Genomic DNA, 18,549 nt, shown 5'->3' on the forward strand with positions numbered 1-18,549 from the left:
CGATAAAGCAAAGCTAGATCGCAATCAACCAAAACTAAAAATCCAGTGTCTTGTCGACACTGGATTTTTTATTGCATAAAGGTATCTAGAGTTATTAAGTCACGACTTCGTCAGCGTTACTTACAAGTCTCTTTTGACCAATTCACACCATCATCTGAACACTCAAATAAACTTGTCCCATTCTGATAATAATAACCTTTAGTCCAGTTCCCTTGAGAATATTTAGACGTTATCGTCTGAGTATAATCAAACGGTGTATTTTCAATGTACGCATACTTATGCCTGTTCCAGCTGTCAGAACCATATGAACTGTTGTCATTAAAATCTACCGATAGGTAGTTGAGTGCATCAAAGTCGCTGCGCGATACACTATCCAATGAATCACCGAGATTAACCCACTCTGGATGTGGTGCGTTATTCTCAAAATTAAATTTCGCTTGTACTTGGGTAAACTGATCTTTGTAGTCACCGACAAGATCTGCCGACAAGGTTTGCATGAATCCAGCACCGACATTTTGACGTGAACAACTGTCCCAATCAGGTTGTTTAGACCAACCACGGTTCAACACACCAAAAGTAGTCAATGAGTTAGGCAGAACCTGTTGCTTTATGGTCTCTTGCACCGAACATGAATATTCCGTTCCATCACTATCCAATGAGAACCAAGCTTCTTTGTCATATTCCAAACCATTTTTCTTTTGGCTATTACGCTCAATATGCTTATTTAACGCCAGTTCGGTCTGCAAATCAGGGGACACTTCATGTTCAATAACAATCAGCTTGTCCGCGGTCATTACTGTTTTAACTTTATACCACTTATTAATTTCGTTCTTCTTAGTGTAATCCCAATGCTCCCAGTAATAATCAACATAGGCTTGCTGAGCTTTTGGGTTCTCTTTTTGAATATCTTTCGTCTCTTGATACGACTTTTTAATAGCTGGCATCATTTTCTGCGCTAACTCATAGAGCTCGGTATTTTGATTCTTAACGAAATCACCATACAAATCCTCCACTGCGATGTTGTATCGGCTCGCAATTCGGAAGTCATGCTCTTTCACATTTTGGACAACGCTATTTTGGGTGTTCACGGCTTGCTTCAAAGCAGAGCAACTGTTTAAACCACCTTTATACAAGTCGGCTTGGATCTCATTCCATAACACGGTCGTAAGTGGCGTAGTCGACTTAATTTCTTGCTCAGAACTCACCGTCATGACTGGCGGAAATATTAGCTGATAAGGTTCAGTAATCGGGGTATTTGGGCTATCTGCATCAATAGCGCCTACTGGCACGTTCACTACGATTGGAGCGTAGTCCATACAGTCTGAGTTAGAGCCCGTCAAAGATAGCTCATAGCTGCCTTCATGGTCCGTGATACTGCTAGGCTCACCTTCATCTAATACGCCATTATAATTGATATCTAGAAACGCGGTCGCCCCGGAAATATACCCGTCAATGGCGACACCTTGTAAGGCTCTCGTTTGCGGAGCAGGAGCACTTGTGTTGCTACCACCGCCTCCTCCGCCACAAGCCGTAAGGCCACCAGCTATAAGTGCGATAGAAATAAGCTTAAGTTTCATTCGATGAGATCCTAATGAAATACATTAATAAGTAGGGTTGTCATTGGGGGTATGACCGAGAATGACTGTGATAGTCATGGCCAGTTATAATAGCGATTGGCATTCAAAAGAAACATGAAAGGGTGCTAGGCAATTTATGCATGTTTTGTTCTAACGAAGGGCCTTAAATGGACTAATTACATATCGCTTGAAGATATCCAGAGTTTATAGAAATCACTGTAGCCAGTTTGATTAATCTCTACGCCTTGAACCTCAATACTATTAGAAACCTTCTCTTTACCATGAAATAACGGACAAAGTAGCTTCTGTTGATACAGTGATTGTTCAATCTTTTTCAACTCGCCGACTGGATTATCACAACTAACGGCTAAATGAACTCTTTCACAATGCTCTCTCATCTCAGAACTGTCGTAAATGAACCTGAGTCCAGACGAAACAAGTAACCAATCGTAAAGGCCGTAATCCGCTGGCTGTTCGATAACTTCTTCAATGAATAACAGGTCTGCCGACTCACTCATGGAGCTAGGGTCACTAATATTGGGAAGCTCAACAACTTCAATAGCGACACCCGTTTTTACAATCGTTTGTTGCAGCCAGTCAGCTATATCTTGAAGTAAAGGAATCGTCATTCTAGGTCGTGTTAACACAACAGTGCCCGTCAAAATAGGAATGGGATTGCTGGATGTTAATTTACTAGGCGAGAAAGACAGATCATCCGTCACCATATCAGCATCAAACTCTTTACTGCTGGACTTAATAAACGATATCAGCCTGTCGAGTTCTTCAGGGGTTATGCCTGAGTTTTCTCTAAGATTAACCGCAAGATACGAAAGTGCATTGATTGTGGTTTCTTCTGCTACGCCAGATTGATTAAAACTCAGGGTGTGATCATTCAAACCTTCTATGTCGGTGAGCGTTATCTGTTCTAACAAGGCATTTTGAGCAAAGTAACCTCGGTGACGTTTAAGAACTAAGCGCTCTTCGCTCCAGTCATCTAATGAGAAAGGGCCGGTTCCGATATAGGCACTGCGCCCGCTAGCAAAATAGTTACGCTTGCAACGGTAGATAGATGCATGTGCACTACATAGCGCATAGATAAACATCGGGTTTGCGCGCGCGAGCTCGATAGTTAGTTTTTTCTCACCCACCACATGAACATCATTCACCTGCTTAAATAAAGACTGTACCGGGCCATCTATGTTTTTTAACCGTAACAAACATTGAACGACATCTTTTGCACTCAAGGTTTCACCGTCATGGAAAACAACATTAGGCCTTAACCAAAAATGCAGAAAGCGCCCTTCCACCTTCCAGTGGTGCGCAAGGCTCGCTTGAGGCTCGCCATTTAGATCTTGAACTAACAAAGTATTATAGATACTTCTCAGAATTTGATGTTCAGCGATTCTATAGGTTTTGGCGGGCTCAAGATTATCAACCCAGGGGTATTGAGTGATCAACAAATGATCATGCTGTTGATTGAAAAGGTTATGTTTTTCAGTGGCTAGCGTCAGGGCCTTTATTGCCGCATCACCATAACTTTCTAGAAGGCGGGGAATAACGTTAAAGCACCCTTGTTCTAACTGAAGCGCTAACACTTGTTCTAATGCTTCGGGAAAGCTGACCAAAATTCTAAATTGGCTAAGCTTCCCTCTTCCTTTAGACGGAATCCAACAAATCCAGCGATATTCGGATAAGCATTTAAGAATGATCGAAGTGTTTCTACGAGAAGTCGATAGCGAGTGTTCTAGATCATCGATCGTTAGGTGATACTCTTCACCTAATTCATACTTTGCAATAAGCTGCTGAAGTCTACGTAAGTTAGCGTCGTTCAATGGATATCCGAATTAAGCGTCTAGAGGAACGAGAATAGCTGTAACCCAAATGGGAGTTCTATTTACTCGTTCAAGTTGGAATATGCTTTATGAAACTGTTGATATAAATAATATCAAGATCCAACTTAATTGATAAACACCTCTTTTAGCAAACAAAATAACCAATGATGATACGTAGTCGTAATCAAAATAAGAGATGCGTTTAGTCTTTGACTGAATTCGTTATTTGCTCTGAATTCCACTTCCCTTCATGAATCGCTGAATTGACGTCTCGTCTTGGCAACCAACCCATGGTTTCAAGCTCGGGTTTATCTTTGAAGTGATCAACGTAGCCGATACATAAATACGCCACGATATCGATGTTTTCTGGGATATCTAAAGCGTCTCGCAGTGTTGAGTCGTGAAGAATGCTCACCCAACCTAACCCAAGGTTTTCAGCTCTTGCTGCTAGCCACAAGTTTTGCACCGCACACACAGTGCTGTACAAATCCATCTCTTGTTTGATGGTTCTGCCTAAAACTACTTTTCCGGTTCGGTTGCGATCGCAAGTCACGCAGATTCCGATAGGCGATTCAACAATTCCTTCAAGCTTTAATCGCTTATACATCGCCTGCTTTTCATCGGTGAACATTTCCGCTGATTCGGCATGAGCTTGATTAAAACCGGCTTTGATCTGTTGCTTGGTTTCGATATCACGGACGACGACAAAGTCCCAAGGTTGCATAAAACCGACACTGGGAGCATGGTGCGCTGCGGTTAACACACGCATCAAAACGTCTTCTGGGATCTCATCAGGAAGAAACTGACCACGAACATCTCGGCGAGAAAAAATCGTTTTATATACTGCATCGCGTTCATTCGGCGTAATTTCCATACATCCCTGTCTTATCGTCGTCTTATTGAACCAGTATTATCCAACTAAAGTGTGTATGTTGCTAGGGCGTGTTGACCTTTCGTGGTTAAATTTTGTTCGAGATAAAAGCGTTTTAATCGCGGCGAGGGAGAAGTAGCCTAGTCATTCTAAGCAAATCTCCCTCAACAAAGAGTAAAACGCTTTTAGCCGAACCCTTCGGGCAGCGTTTGCTGGTCATTTCTACTACGTTATCGGCTTCTCATGTAGGCTAGCTACACATCAAAGCCTCTGCCTTGTATAAATACCCAGCAACTCGCTGCAAAAATCAGCTCGAAAGGTCAACATGCCCTAGTAGTACACAAGCAACATGGTAGAATGCCGCCATTAATCTTATCCTTGTATAAGATTGTTGAACCTTTCCATCGCTATTTAGCCAAATCATACCGAGAAACTTATGCCATTTTCCAAGCTTGGATTAAGCTCACCTATTGTTAAAGCCGTTGCAAAACAAGGCTATGAAAAGCCAACCTCTATTCAAGAAAAAGCAATTCCGATTGTGCTTTCTGGTAAGAACCTAATTGCTGCTGCACAAACAGGTACAGGTAAAACTGCGAGCTTTGTTCTCCCTATCTTAGAAATGCTAAGCAAAGGTGAAACGCAGCGTAAAAAACGTATCCGCGCAGTTATCCTGACACCAACGCGTGAGCTGGCAGTTCAGGTTGAACAGAACATCACTAAGTACGCGAAGTTCCTAAACCTAACATCACTAGCGATGTACGGTGGCGTATCTTACCAACACCAGAAAGACCGCTTGATTGAAGGTGTCGACATTCTTGTGGCAACACCAGGTCGTTTGATCGACATGTATGGTCAACGCGCCGTTCACTTTGATGAAGTGGAAGTACTGGTTCTTGATGAAGCTGACCGCATGTTAGACATGGGTTTCATTGAAGACATCAACAAGATCATCGCGCGTTTACCACAAGACATCCAAAACCTGCTGTTCTCGGCAACGCTTTCAACGCCAGTGCGTGCGCTAGCGAAAAGTGCAATCAGTGAAGCAGAAGAGATTTCGATTGCCAAGACTGATGCGTCTAAAGCGAACATTGAGCAATGGTTAGTGACCGTAGATAAAGACCGTAAGTCAGCACTACTTAGCCACATGATTACCGAAGATAACTGGGACCAAGCGCTTATCTTTATCGAAACCAAGCACGGCGCGGCTAAGTTGGTTGCTCAACTTGAGAAACGTGGTATTCAAGCGGAAGCTTTCCACAGTGGACGTAGCCAAGCAATTCGTGAAAAGATTCTGGCTGACTTTAAGAAAGGTCGCCTAAAATACTTAGTCGCGACGGGTGTTGCTGCCCGTGGGATCGATATCGACAACCTAAGCCGCGTAGTAAACTACGACATGCCTTTCCCAGCGGACGACTATGTTCACCGTATTGGTCGTACCGGCCGTGCTGACGCATCTGGTGAAGCGATCTCTTTCCTATCGAAAGATAACTTCAAGAACCTGTGCATCATTGAAAAGCGTCTGGGTCACTTGATTGAACGTCGCGTTGTTGAAGGTTTCGAACCACGCAAAGAAGTACCAATTTCAGTATTGAACTTCGTTCCTAAGAAGAAAAGAGAACAGCAACAAGACTAAGTAATTTCAGCGACAGAAAATGCAAAGTTGCATTAACCAAAAGAAAAGTCGCGTTAGCCAAAATGAAAACAAAACGAAGCCCTATGTGGCTTCGTTTTGTTCTTTGAAATACATATAACGTTGAGGCAATAAGATGATCACTCCTATCGCAACGAGATTAACCCGCGGCCAAGACCTAAAGCTTGAGATCCAAAGGTTAGTGACCACACACAACATCTCGGCAGGCTCTATCGCATCTTGTGTCGGTTGTGTCTCTCAACTCAATATTCGTTTAGCTAATGCCAACAACACCAAGCTAATCACAGCTACGTTCGAAATTGTGTCTCTTATGGCGACGCTAACCCCAAACCACCAGCATGTTCATATATCCGTTGCCGATGAGAATGGCAACGTGATTGGTGGGCACTTGCTTGAAGGGACGATTATCGCAACCACCGCCGAACTTATCGTTCACCGCTACGATACTTTGACCTTCAGCAGAGAGCACGACGATTCGACGGGTTACACTGAACTTACTATCGGCACTAGCAAATAACTGATTGACCCATAGCAACACCAAACGCCCCATATAAAGCGATACTACCAAACAGCAATTAGGAAACACGATGGCTTCAAACTCCGCAGATTCCGTTATCGTTCTCGATTTCGAAACCACAGGCTTATCACCCAATATGGGCGACCGAGCGATTGAGATCGGTGCAGTTAAACTCGTTAACGGCGAAGTCGTCGACACCTTCCAACAACTCATGAATCCAGGGTTTCGTGTTAGTGGCTTCATTGAAAGCTACACCGGCATTACTAACCGTATGCTGAGCACCGCGGCCAGTTGCAGTGAAGTGATGGATGAGTTTGCAGACTTTATTCAAGACAGTCAGCTTGTGGCTCATAATGCATCGTTTGATAAACGCTTTCTCGACGCAGAACTAGACGATATTGGACGTGATTACAACGGACAGTTTGCATGCTCGATGTTGATTGCTCGCCGTCTCATCCAAGATGCTCCGACTCATAAACTCGGCGACCTTGTGCGTTTTAAGAATATCGACAACGACGGCACTTTCCACAGAGCATTAGCCGATTCAGAAATGACAGCAAGATTGTGGCTGTTAATGATCGATGAGCTACAGAGTGACCACGGTATTCAACAACCGAGCTTCCAATTAATGCAGAAAATATCGAAGACAGCCAAAGGTTCGATTCCAAAGCTACTGATGAGTAACAGGGGTTAGGTTCCGAAATTCAGTTTGATGAAAGGCTAGCTCGATAATAACCGCTAGCCTTTAAAAAGAATGCTCTACTCTTGCAATGACTCCAACGTTCCCTTAAGGCTTTCTAACTCATTCATAAAATACGCCCACTGCTTGTTACTGCTAGTCGCAGCGATATCAACTAAAAACTTGGCTGATGTTTCCATATTTTGGTTGAGTTGTGACTCAAGTTCATCAGGATAATAAGCTTCATTGTTTAAAAGCAACTTCATGATAATCGGCTGAGCAATATGCAGATCGCTCTTCTTTGCCATCAGCGTCGTTAGCTCTTGATAGGTGTTGTTTTGATATTGTCGCCAGCTGTTATTGGTATTTACCCACTCTTGAGACCAAGCCAGAATAATCTGTTTTTGTTCTTTCGATACAGAACCTAACCATCGTTCTGCCCGCTCTTCTATTCTGTTTCGGTATCGCTCTCTCGAATCTTCATCGTTCAACGACAACCTTTCTTCATAATAGTCTTGCTGCTTTTCACGAAAGTTCTTTAAAAACTCTCTGTCTTGCTCAGGGCTAAGCTGCATACTCAAGGCGTAAATATCTGGAGCGAACTTATTGACGATTGAGCGAATATGCTCTTTAGTTTGTTCACTTTGACCCACAATAAAAGCGGGATTCATATCCGACCGATCTACGTTTTGAATCGCTTCTAATTGCGAGATATACAGAGGTAGCTGAGTTTCTTTATGCCATTTCTGTAATATATCTAATCGCTCTTCAAGCTCGGATTCTTGGCTATTTGAGAGGGAGACAAAATCTTCTATATAGCTAACGACAAACCAACCTATATTGTTATAGGCGAACTTGGTCCCGCACCCAGTAAATAGAAAACAGATAACTAAAACTAACCACCGGCACTTTCTCATTCTACCCTCTCACGACATTCAACAAAGCCACAAACCGATTAACTCATCCCTTTAAGGTTAGCCCAGTTCTTATAACGCTAATTCTAGCTCTTATAAAAGTAGCCTTAATAAACAGTGGTCGTAAAAACTTTGAGATAAATTGAGACCCAGACTTGCTAATCTAGCTATTTAGGCAAATGATTAAACTAAAAATAATTAACAGCAGTGATGTAACTTGATTTTTATTACTCATTTGACGTAATACGACCCTTTAAAAGAGTTAGGGGAACGTATTTTCAAATGATTGATATTTGGGAGGGAAGCTATGGCCGCTATTCCTGATCATACAAGCGATTTAGAATATGAGCTTTGTTATTTTGACGATGGATCAATAACCACAATCACGATATTCGTTCACAATCGACAGGAAGCGATGACTTGGTATCTTAGCGAAGGAAAACATATCAACGATCTTTATTCGATAAGACCCGATGAATAATGCTTTGGTATAGAGGATTAGGTCGATAAACCTAAGAGAAGAAACTTGAGTGGCATTTTGTAGAACACCCTTTACTGCAATGCCATTAATTAGCAATGTCGTTAATTAGACACATCGCAGCAAAGGGATTCAGTCTCGAATTACTTCAGGATTCGGGCGCGGAATTGACGACCCTTCATTTTACCTGATTCGATTTTGTTCAGTGCTTTCTTAGCCACAGATCTTTCTACTGCTACGTAAGCACGCATTGCGAACAGATTGATCTTACCTACTGATTTACCATCAATGCCGCCTTGGCCCGTCAGTGCGCCAAGAATATCACCAGCACGAAGCTTAGCTTTCTTACCGCCATCAATTTGGATGGTAACCATGTTTGAGTAGTACGGCTTAGCAATTGGTTTTGCTGGCAGTTCAGATGGCTCGATTGGCATGTCCATGTACTCATCAATTTGAGCAACACGGTACATCTCTTTTTCGCTAAAGAAGCTGATCGCTACGCCTTTGCTTCCTGCACGGCCAGTACGACCAATGCGGTGAACGTGAACTTCAGGGTCGCGAGACAATTCAAAGTTGAACACAGCATCTAGGTTATCAACATCAAGACCGCGAGCCGCAACGTCTGTCGCCACTAGAATCGAGATGGTTTTGTTTGAGAACTGAACCAAAGCTTGGTCACGTTCACGCTGTTCCATGTCGCCATGAAGTTCGATAACACTGAAACCGCGGTGGCTTAGCTCATCGTTTACGTTCTGCACTTCTTTCTTAGTGTTACAGAACACAACCGCAGATTCTGGTTGGTGATGAAGTAACAGCAACTCTAGAGCGTCATCACGAGCTTCAGAACCTTCTAATCTGTAGAAGTGTTGTTGGATGCTTGAGTGATCGTGTGTTGATTCAACCTTCACCATTTCTGGATTGCGCATGATGCGGTCTGCAACAGATTTGATCTGTTTAGGGAAAGTCGCACTGAATAGCAGAGTTTGGCGTTCTTTTGGCGCCGCTTCAATCACAGCATCCAAAGCGTCTTGGAAGCCCATTTCTAGCATGCGATCAGCTTCATCTAACACAAGTGTGTTCAGCTCAGACAGATCAATTCGGCCTTTCTCTAGGTGGTCAAGGATACGACCAGGTGTGCCCACAAGAATGTGTGCGCCATGCTCTAGTGAACCAATCTGTGGGCCCATTGGCATACCGCCACATAGTGTCAGCACTTTAATGTTGTGAATACCACGAGCAAGAGTACGAATCTCTTTTGCTACTTGGTCTGCAAGCTCACGAGTCGGACATAGCACTAAAGACTGAACACGGAAACGCTTTACGCGTAGGTTCTGCAGCACGCCTAAACCGAAAGCAGCTGTTTTACCTGAACCCGTTTTACCCTGACCGATAACGTCCTTGCCATTTAGGATAGTAGGAAGACTTAACGCTTGGATCGGCGTCATTTCAGTATAACCAAGAGAATCTAACGTGTTTAGAAGCTCTGGTTTAAGGGCGATTGAAGAGAATTTTGAAGTGCTCAATGGAAATATCCAACTGGTGAAAAACAGAGTGCATTATGAGTGTTTTTGAAAATTATTCCACCTTAATCACAGTTTTGGAGAAACATGTTAGGCGAACACAAAAAAAGCCAGCTTTGTTAGCTGGCTTTAACTTCTATACGAATTGCTTTCTATGGCACACCGTGACCTTTAGATGCCACCCATACGCGATACCACTGTTCGCGGGTCAGTTCGATTTTCAGTGCATCAACCGCAGTCTTCACACGCGCAATCTTACCTGAACCAATAATCGCGATCGGATTCGATGGTAAACGACAAACCCAAGCGTAAATCACTTGGTCAATGCTGTCTGCACCCACTTCTTGACGAATCGCTTCTAGCTCATCACGAACGCGAACCGCTTGCGCTGAATCGCCACTAAAGATGCTACCACCACCGAGACAAGACCACGCCATCGGGCGAATGCGGTTCATCTGCAGTTGATCTAGCGTGCCATCATGAGCCACTTCGAAGTTCAATGGGTTGATTTCAACTTGGTTGGTCACTAACGGCTTACCAAGGCGAGATTGAAGAAGTTCGAACTGACGCGGTGAAAAGTTAGAAACACCGAAGTGCTTAACTTTACCTACTTTGTGTAGCTCTGCGAACGCTTCTGCTACTTCATCTGCATCCATCAATACGTCTGGGCGGTGAATCAACAATACGTCGATATCGTTAACACCTAAACGCTCTAGCGAGTTATTTACTGATTGGTAAATATGCTGAGCGCTGGTGTCATAGTGATTGATCTTACGATCAGGAGTGTGGTCACCACATAGGTTAATATCGCACTTGGTGACGATTTGAATATCATCACGAAGGCTTGGTTCAAGCGCTAACGCCTCACCAAACAACTTTTCACATTGGTAGTTACCGTAAATATCCGCGTGATCAACAGTTGTGATGCCAAGATCAATATGTTGCTTCAGGAAAGTCAGGCGTTGTTGCGGGTTCATGCCCCACTCTGCTGTACGCCAGTATCCTTGCACCAGCTCAGAAAGTTCTGGGCCTTGTGGCGCTATCGTTACTTTTGCAACCATGGGTTGTCTCCTTTATCAATACTGAACGTATCCTAAGCTCGTTTTACCGAAGGCTCAACGTATAAAAAATGGCAAACGCAAACGCTTACTAAAAATGTGAGAGCCGCAGAAAAACGAACACTTAAATGAATTATAACTTGCCGTCTGCCCGCGAGCCGTTCTCCTGAAAGGCTTGTTTAGCCTAATAAATAACGAAACTATCTATAAATTTGAGCAATTAAAAGCGATTAAGTTCAACCGTTAAGTTGTCACCATCACTATGTAACTTAATCCAAAGAGAGGAAGATCCAGGAGAAGATAAGTTAGGAACATTCCATACACTCATTTGCTCTGATGAACCGTGTGGCGCGTTGATAAATTCGACCAGCTGTTTATCCACCTTATCGAAACCAACACCTTCATTTCGAGCTTGTTCGAGTTGAGCAGTAACATCGAATTCATCTTCACCAATACGAATTGAACTGAGAGCAAAGCCATCTTGGCGAAGGTATGCCTGAAGCTTTGTGTAACTTAGGTCCGAATATGGCAGGTTTAAGCGAACCGTTTCGACACTTGAGTCCCCCAACTCCAGTTCAACATACACATCCAGGTCGTAATATTGGGTTAAGTCACTGCACAACAAAGTACCTTCGATCTCACCACAATCCATCAACTCGATATCATTAATATAGTTTTGAGAATTCGGCAGACTTGGGCTGCTGTTAAATACTGTTCTTAGCCACCAGCTTTCGGTTGCTTGCGCTGAAAATGAAATAGCATTGAGGGACAGCATTAGAGGCAAGATTAGAACTTGAAAGATTTTCATCGACTGGGCTTATTTAGCGCTATATGAAGTGTCCATTATACGTGACCAATCGACAAACAACTGCTCGAGTCGCAAATTTTAGGCGAAAAAAAACGGGCATACATGCCCGCTAGATAATTTCATCACCGAATAACGTAATCCGTCACGTTGAGAACCATTACGAAAGAGAGAATATCACTCTCCCACAACAGTTACAACATGTCATACCCATTACTTGTAGCCACCTTCAATCGCAGGCTCTTCAAGAGACAATCTCACTTTGTTACGTTGAATCGCTTCTGGCGGTAAACTGATGAAGCCGTATTGGTTCAACACGCTTTGATGCTCTTCCGACAAAGTAAGCTCAACAAAGAACTTCTCTTGCTCAGTAAACCCTTTACGATGCGCTGGAATATTCAAGTACATATAATAAACCGTGGCTAATGGGTAACGACCAGAGAGGATCGTCTCTTTGTTTAAGTCGTAGTTCACACCTAGATTATCAACCACACTCAGCCACTTCACATTTGAGATTTGATCTGAGTAGACGGTATAACCAATGGCGGCATCCTCGTCTTCAATCTTGTTAATCAGGTCCGGCAGATCCGCCAAGAACTGAGTATGGGCATATTCTCCTTCCGTTCCACATTCGACCCAACTTGAAAAAGTAGTATGTCCTTTCAGGTTGTGATCAATGGCAAAGGGCAACATATGAGTATCTAGGCTTTCACCGTTACGAATATCACTGCTTGGTGACCATTTGGGATGTTTAGGATCGTTAGAACAACCAAACACATCAATTAATTCAGCGACGGTGATTGATGTTGCTGGGTTATTTTCATTGGCTAGAATCGCTATGACATCGGCGGTGAACATCAACTCTGTTGGCCTATAACCGTAACGCATATCAAACCTTGCCATCTCTTTGTCAGTCCACTTTTTGGAAGTGATACCAACACGCGAGCGCTGCATAATCATCTGCTCTGGGACGCTGTCACTCAACAAGATTTCTAAGTCGATCTCTTGGCTCTTAAGCAGATCTTCAACAAGCCCCTGCATATTCGGCTCAATCGCGACCAAACCCATGTCAGTGGCGTCATTCGCAAATGTCGATACAGAGAACAACGCAGGTACAGCAGCAAGCAGCAAGCCCGATTTATTAGCTAGACATTTCATTACTGGCCTCCTACTGGATCAATCGACGTTTTAGACTCAACATCGCTATTACTATCGAGCTGCATTTCTGAAGTGAAGATGTTCCAAGATGGATTCACTTCCATGCTTTCTGTCTTAATCACCGCAATCGTTCTGCGCTTACGCTTGTGAAGGTGCTGAGTTAAGCTGGTTATCTGAGTAAACTCTTGTTCGAAGATTCGCTCACCATTGATGCCTCTATCAATCAATGCGTCTCGAATCACGCCCGTTCTTTTCTTCGCCAATGCCTTGTTATACACGTTTGTACCTTCAGCACTAGTGTCACCAACTAAGGTAACCGAAGCATCAGGCTGCTCTCCTAGTAAACGCACCAACTCATTTAATACAGCGGTATGATCAGGTTTAAGGTCATACTTATCAAAATCAAATGCCACACTTAATACTTCAACATCTTCGACAATTTTCCAATTGGCACACCCTTTAATGTCTACCGTTACACCTTCTGGCGTATCGGCACATAGATCTCGCTGGTTAATCACACCGTCTCGGTCATTATCGGCTAAGTCATCAATTTGGTGGCGCGTCATTGTCGTATCAGGCGTTTCTGCACATCCCATTAGCAAGATAGAGCTAAGTAGCGCTAGTTTAAAATGTCTCATTACTTATTCTCCCCTTGCCACTCTTCTGGATGTTCAATCCTCAACGCATACGTCAACATACCCATCGCATTTAATACTCGATAAGCCGCTAACGTTTGATCATATTCAGTGCTGATGAAGTTTCTTCGAGCCAAAAACACTTCTACTTTTGCATCAAGTACATCAAGAAGGCTTCGTCTGCCAACATTGAATTGTTGGATATAGCCAAGCTCTGCAATTTTCGCTGCATCAACGTTCTGTTGAAGTAGAGATTTTTGCTGCTCTAGCATTTTGTATGCGTTCCAAGCCAGTTGTGTACCCTCTCGAACCTCACGCTCTGTTCGTAATCGGATCGCCCTTGCCTCTTCCACTCGCCAAGCTGACGATTCAACTCTAGAGTCGGTAGAGAAGCCATTAAACAAGTCATAATCCATCGTCAACATCAGTCGAGCGTCTTCATCGACACCGCCTGGAGGGTTAGATACGTTGTCATTCTTGTTAGCATGAAGTTCGAGTTTTAGCTCTGGGTAGTAATCCCCTTTCTCGCGGCGCATCTCTTTACGAGCCGCATCGATATCAAGCAAAGAGGCTTTGATTTCAGGGTGGTTCTCGACAGCTTGTTCAAGTGCGACCTGTGCTGAGCTTGGTAATAGAGCGTAATCAAAACGTGGATATACCAAGTTCACCGCAGGTTTGCCAACCAAGCGTAGATACTGAGTTTGCAAATCAAACAGGTTGTTCTGAGCGGCGATAAGTGAAGACTGCGCGGTCGCGACACGGGCGGAGATCTGAGCCAGATCCGAGTTACTACTCAAGCCTTTGCTCTTTTTATCTTGGATATCTTGGTAGATCTCTTGGTGCTCTTTTACGTTACGCTTAGACAGTTCAAGTAGCGTCTCTGCTTTGAGGATATCGAGGTAATTTCTCACCACATCTAACGATACGTTTTCAGCTCGCGAAATCAGAGTTAGACGCTCAGCTTCCGCTTCGAACGTCAGTCGATCGACATTCGACGTGGTTTTAAAACCATCGAATAGTAATTGGGATACTTTAACGCCAATTTCCGTTCTCGTTAGGCCTCGATCATCGGTGTCGAGTTTGCTACCACTGTTGTAGCGAGTCTCTTCATAACCCGCCGCCGCGTACAAGTTCACTTGCGGCATATACAAACCACTCGCCGCGTCTCCGTCTCTGACCACCGATTGGTATCGGGAGTATTGCGCCAATATCTCTGGGCTATAGTCTATGGCAAAGGCCACGGACTCTTCTAATGAGGCTGCTTGAGTCAGCCCGCTCATTAGTAAGCAAGAAGAGAGTAAGAATTTTGAATGCATTACACTTCCTTTTATATTTATGCTTTAACTCACTTCATCGTTCGCGAAGTGAGTTTTCCTTAGCTCGTAAAATAGGTTTTAACCAATAACTCAGTACTGTTTTCTCTCCGGTTAATATATCAACCGCGACTTGCATCCCTGGGATAATGCTAAAGGCAGAGTTTTGTTGCTGGTCTTCGTTTAACTGAATATGGGCACGATAATAGGCGTTTCCGTCTTCCGTTTGTAAGGCGTCGGCACTCACGTAAATCACCTCGCCTTTAAGTCCGCCATAAATGACGAAATCGTAAGCCGTGAATTTAACTGTCGCCCCCAGCCCGTTATGAACAAACGCGATATCTTGCGGAGAGATTCTCGCTTCAACAATCAGGTCACTGTTTGATGGGATGATCTCAATGATCGGCTCGCCGGGACGAACTACACCACCAATGGTACGCACAAAAATCTCTTTGACTGTGCCATCAACGGGCGCGACAATTTCAGTACGCTTGAGTTGGTCGGCAATCGCCTGCTGGCTTTCGTTCAGCTGCGCTATCTTGCTCGCCACTTCATTCAACTGACCTTGCACTTTGGTACGAAAATCTAAGGCAATGCTTCGATGATCCGCTATCGACTCTGAGTAGGCAGCTATCTGCTTCTGCGCTGCTACTTTTGAGCTAGCAATATCACCTTTGAGTTTGACTACATCACGGTTGAGTTTAAGTAGCTCAACTTCCGCAACAGCACCGCTCGCTACCACGTCTTTCAGCATGTTGCGCTCACGAATCACAATCTCGAGGCTGCTTTCAAGAGTCTGGATATTATTGAGCGTATCGACACGTGCTTGGTCTTGTTGCTCGATACGAAGTGCCGCCTCTTCCAGTTCAGACTTCAACTGTCCTAAACGCTCTCGGTAGTTCGCCTTGGCATTCATTAACGCAGGGTGGCTTGATACATCAACCGCAATGTCTTGAGGCACCAAGACCACTCGCTCGTACCACTCTTTTGCGTCGTTATTTAAAACGACCGTCGACAGCTCTGCCTTTAATCTTAATTGCTGAGCCAGTAACGTATCCGCTTGTTGAGCCGACTCTAGAAACGCCGCCTTAAAACGTGTGTCTTCTAACTTAGCTAGAGGTTGCCCCTTCACTACAGATTGGCCTTGTCGCACCATGATCTCTTGAACCAGTCCACCTTCTAAACTCTGAATGGTTTGCACCGAAAGACTTGGAACAACTTTACCTTCACCGATCACGACTTCTTCTAATGTTGCCCACGTTGCCCAACCGATAATTGAGACAATGAGTAGAGCACTCAACCAAATCAGCTTTCGAGAGCGGAATGCTAAGTGGTTGTTGGTCCATTGAATATCATTACTCATGACGACCTCCCTTCACCACAGATACCGTCTTAAAGCGACTCGCACCTTTAGGTACACTTTTCTTCTGTAAAGAGAGAATATCTTTAGGCTCACCTTCTGCCACGATTTGACCTTTATCTAATACAATCACTCGATCACACATCATCAAGAATGAAGATTTGTGGGAGCTAATTAGCATTGAGGTTTCTCTCGGCATACTTTGAAGTGCATTGAAGAACTGAATCTCAGCCTGATTATCTAGCGCACTGGTTGGCTCATCCATAATCAATAACTTTGGACAGCGATAAAGCGCCCTTGCGATAGCCACAGCTTGGCGTTGGCCTCCTGAAAGCAATCGACCACCTTCACCGACAGGCGTTTCTAAACCATTGCTTAAGCGCCCCATGTAACCGTTGAGGCCAGACTGTTGCAGCGCTTGTCTTAGCTTTTCTTCATCAACGTTGGTCGCACCCAAAGTAACGTTGTCGTAAACACTGCCAAAGATCAAATTAGTGGTTTGCCCTACCCAACCCATTCCACTACGTAGAACACTAGTTGGCCATAATTGCCCATCAATCTCTTGATAGAAAGCTTGCCCTGTCGTTGGTAAATACTGACGAGCCACAATCGATAAAAGTGTGGTTTTTCCAGCACCTGCCGCACCGACAAGACCAACTCGCTCACCCGGTTTGATCTCAAAGGAAATCTCCTTTAATGCAGGGCTTTGAGTGTCAGGATAAGTAAACGTCACTTCATCTAACCTAACCCCACCATCAAAGTCTCCTTTATCGATAACCTGGTGTTTGGACTCTTCCTGAGGTAGCTCCATAATCTGATTCAGCCCCTCTACGGCCGAACGTGTTTGTTGGAACCTCAGCAATAGAAGAGAAAGCTGGTTCACCGAACTTGCAGCGCGCCCACTCAACATCACAACGGCTATCAAACCACCCATACTCAGCAAGCCTTCAGAGATCTGATACACGCCGAAGATAATCAGAGTGATGGTAACGATCTGCTGACTGGACTGAATAGAGTGCGTCACGATATTGGAGTAATGACGAGATTGAGTCTGCCATTGAGAGAGCGACGAAATCGTCTGTTCCCAACGCTTCTGGGTAATACCCTCAGCATTGTTTTGCTTGATATCCGGAAGGGTTGTTAAGCAATCAAACAGCTGGGCTTGTCTTTGTGTCGAGAGACGTGCGGTTTCATCGAATGTTTTCTCGACCTTGCCTTTCATCGCGATGCTCAGCACAATCAAAACAAGCATGATCGCGACAGGTATGAACATCATTGCGCCACCGAGCCAGCCGATAAGCAGTAGGAATAACAAAGTGAATGGCAGATCGACCAAAGTGACTAACGAAATAGAAGTGAAGAAATCTTTCACGCTATCGAAGTCTTGAAGCTGTCTTGCAAATGCGCCTACCGATTGAGGTCGATTTTCGAGCTTCATACCCAGGACTTTCGAGAACAGTTGAGAAGACAACTTGTTATCAATATAGCGCCCAGCCATGTCGGTCACAGAGCTTCGTGAGCTTCTCAACACCCAATCAAAAATAACGACAATACCAACGCCTGCCGCCAACACCCAAAGCGTGTTAAACGCTTGGTTTGGCACCACACGATCGTACACATTCATGGTAAAAAGAGGCACGACTAGCGCGAGCAAGTTGATCAAGAATGAAGCGATAAACAGGTCTCGATACCAAGGTCTCACTTCTTTGACGACACGCCATAACCAACGGGTGTTGGACTTATTCTCGCTACGTTCATGAGATTGAACACGCGCATCATCAAGCGCTTGAGCACCCACTTGCCACACATACGATTCCACTTGAGCAACCAAGTCTTTTAACGATGTTTCTTGGCTTGAGTTGTTTTCACAATCCAATACTTGAAAGTCGCCACCGGAGCCTTGAGTGACGACAAGAGGAGACCCTGTCGCGGACTCAACAGCAACAACAGGGAACTGACATTGATTCAGTAATTCTTTTTTAACGTGGCTCAGCGTTAACCCCGATTTCTCAATCGCTCTTGGGAAAAGGGATTCATTGAGCCTTCCTTCATTTAAAGGTAGGCCAGACACTATTTTGGAAGGATGGCTTCGGACATTAAAATGCTCACATAACCACTCAACACAACCTAGCCAGCTGTCTTTTTGTTCTACCAATCTAAACTTCCTTTTATAGACTGTAC

16 protein-coding genes are annotated in these 18,549 nt (G+C 44.2%); 4 read left to right on the forward strand and 12 right to left on the reverse strand.

Annotated features, from left to right (window positions below):
- Positions 1-116: 116 nt before the first annotated feature.
- From MSG35_RS01420 to bluB, 3 genes are all read right to left on the reverse strand, one after another.
- On the reverse strand, positions 117-1,577 hold the full coding sequence (locus MSG35_RS01420) for a hypothetical protein (protein ID WP_248382554.1): 1,461 nt from the start codon (positions 1,575-1,577) through the stop codon (positions 117-119).
- Positions 1,578-1,753: 176 nt separating this feature from the next.
- Positions 1,754-3,409, reverse strand: a complete 1,656-nt coding sequence (locus tag MSG35_RS01425; RefSeq protein ID WP_248382556.1) for an ABC transporter substrate-binding protein — start codon at positions 3,407-3,409, stop codon at positions 1,754-1,756.
- Between the two features lie 202 nt (positions 3,410-3,611).
- Positions 3,612-4,283, reverse strand: coding sequence for a 5,6-dimethylbenzimidazole synthase (bluB, locus tag MSG35_RS01430; protein WP_004731771.1), 672 nt, complete (start codon positions 4,281-4,283; stop codon positions 3,612-3,614).
- Positions 4,284-4,716: 433 nt separating this feature from the next.
- Here bluB and MSG35_RS01435 point away from each other — a divergent pair, with 433 nt between their 5' ends.
- The 3 genes from MSG35_RS01435 to MSG35_RS01445 all read left to right on the forward strand — a co-directional run bounded on the left by MSG35_RS01435 (position 4,717) and on the right by MSG35_RS01445 (position 7,142).
- A complete protein-coding gene (locus MSG35_RS01435; RefSeq protein ID WP_248382558.1) occupies positions 4,717-5,913 on the forward strand; it encodes a DEAD/DEAH box helicase in 1,197 nt (398 codons plus the stop codon).
- Positions 5,914-6,046: 133 nt separating this feature from the next.
- Positions 6,047-6,448: a DUF296 domain-containing protein gene (locus tag MSG35_RS01440; protein WP_248382560.1), complete on the forward strand. Its 402-nt coding sequence runs from the start codon at positions 6,047-6,049 to the stop codon at positions 6,446-6,448.
- 70 nt (positions 6,449-6,518) lie between these two features.
- Positions 6,519-7,142, forward strand: coding sequence for a 3'-5' exonuclease (locus MSG35_RS01445; protein WP_248382562.1), 624 nt, complete (start codon positions 6,519-6,521; stop codon positions 7,140-7,142).
- Positions 7,143-7,207: 65 nt separating this feature from the next.
- Here MSG35_RS01445 and MSG35_RS01450 read toward each other — a convergent pair whose 3' ends face one another.
- Positions 7,208-8,044 (reverse strand): DUF6279 family lipoprotein, encoded by an 837-nt coding sequence (locus MSG35_RS01450; protein WP_248382564.1) that lies wholly within the window; start codon positions 8,042-8,044, stop codon positions 7,208-7,210.
- 304 nt (positions 8,045-8,348) lie between these two features.
- Here MSG35_RS01450 and MSG35_RS01455 point away from each other — a divergent pair, with 304 nt between their 5' ends.
- Complete coding sequence (locus MSG35_RS01455) at positions 8,349-8,522, forward strand: RNA helicase (RefSeq protein WP_065677708.1); 174 nt, start codon at positions 8,349-8,351, stop codon at positions 8,520-8,522.
- 140 nt (positions 8,523-8,662) lie between these two features.
- Here the strand turns inward: MSG35_RS01455 and dbpA are convergent, their stop codons facing one another.
- The 8 genes from dbpA to MSG35_RS01495 form a co-directional block, all read right to left on the reverse strand.
- Positions 8,663-10,042, reverse strand: a complete 1,380-nt coding sequence (gene dbpA, locus MSG35_RS01460) for an ATP-dependent RNA helicase DbpA (RefSeq protein ID WP_248382573.1) — start codon at positions 10,040-10,042, stop codon at positions 8,663-8,665.
- A 149-nt stretch (positions 10,043-10,191) separates the two neighbouring features.
- Entirely contained in the window at positions 10,192-11,100 is a 909-nt protein-coding gene (locus tag MSG35_RS01465; protein ID WP_248382575.1) for an aldo/keto reductase family oxidoreductase, read from the reverse strand.
- Between the two features lie 217 nt (positions 11,101-11,317).
- The gene (locus MSG35_RS01470) at positions 11,318-11,905 is read right to left on the reverse strand and encodes a hypothetical protein (protein ID WP_052878714.1); all 588 of its coding nucleotides are present in this window, start codon (positions 11,903-11,905) and stop codon (positions 11,318-11,320) included.
- Between the two features lie 210 nt (positions 11,906-12,115).
- Positions 12,116-13,060 (reverse strand): substrate-binding domain-containing protein, encoded by a 945-nt coding sequence (locus MSG35_RS01475; RefSeq protein ID WP_248382577.1) that lies wholly within the window; start codon positions 13,058-13,060, stop codon positions 12,116-12,118.
- The gene (locus MSG35_RS01480; protein WP_050650896.1) at positions 13,060-13,698 is read right to left on the reverse strand and encodes an OmpA family protein; all 639 of its coding nucleotides are present in this window, start codon (positions 13,696-13,698) and stop codon (positions 13,060-13,062) included. The genes MSG35_RS01475 and MSG35_RS01480 overlap by 1 nt, the downstream gene beginning before the upstream one ends.
- Positions 13,698-15,011 (reverse strand): TolC family outer membrane protein, encoded by a 1,314-nt coding sequence (locus MSG35_RS01485; RefSeq protein WP_248382579.1) that lies wholly within the window; start codon positions 15,009-15,011, stop codon positions 13,698-13,700. The genes MSG35_RS01480 and MSG35_RS01485 overlap by 1 nt, the downstream gene beginning before the upstream one ends.
- Before the next feature lie 34 nt (positions 15,012-15,045).
- Positions 15,046-16,371, reverse strand: a complete 1,326-nt coding sequence (locus tag MSG35_RS01490; RefSeq protein WP_019825062.1) for an HlyD family type I secretion periplasmic adaptor subunit — start codon at positions 16,369-16,371, stop codon at positions 15,046-15,048.
- Positions 16,364-18,523 (reverse strand): type I secretion system permease/ATPase, encoded by a 2,160-nt coding sequence (locus MSG35_RS01495; RefSeq protein ID WP_248382581.1) that lies wholly within the window; start codon positions 18,521-18,523, stop codon positions 16,364-16,366. Before MSG35_RS01495 ends, MSG35_RS01490 begins: the two co-directional genes overlap by 8 nt.
- Positions 18,524-18,549: the final 26 nt, after the last annotated feature.

It is taken from the genome of Vibrio sp. 1CM23M (genome assembly GCF_023161755.1).
GTDB classification, from domain to species: domain Bacteria; phylum Pseudomonadota; class Gammaproteobacteria; order Enterobacterales; family Vibrionaceae; genus Vibrio; species Vibrio coralliirubri.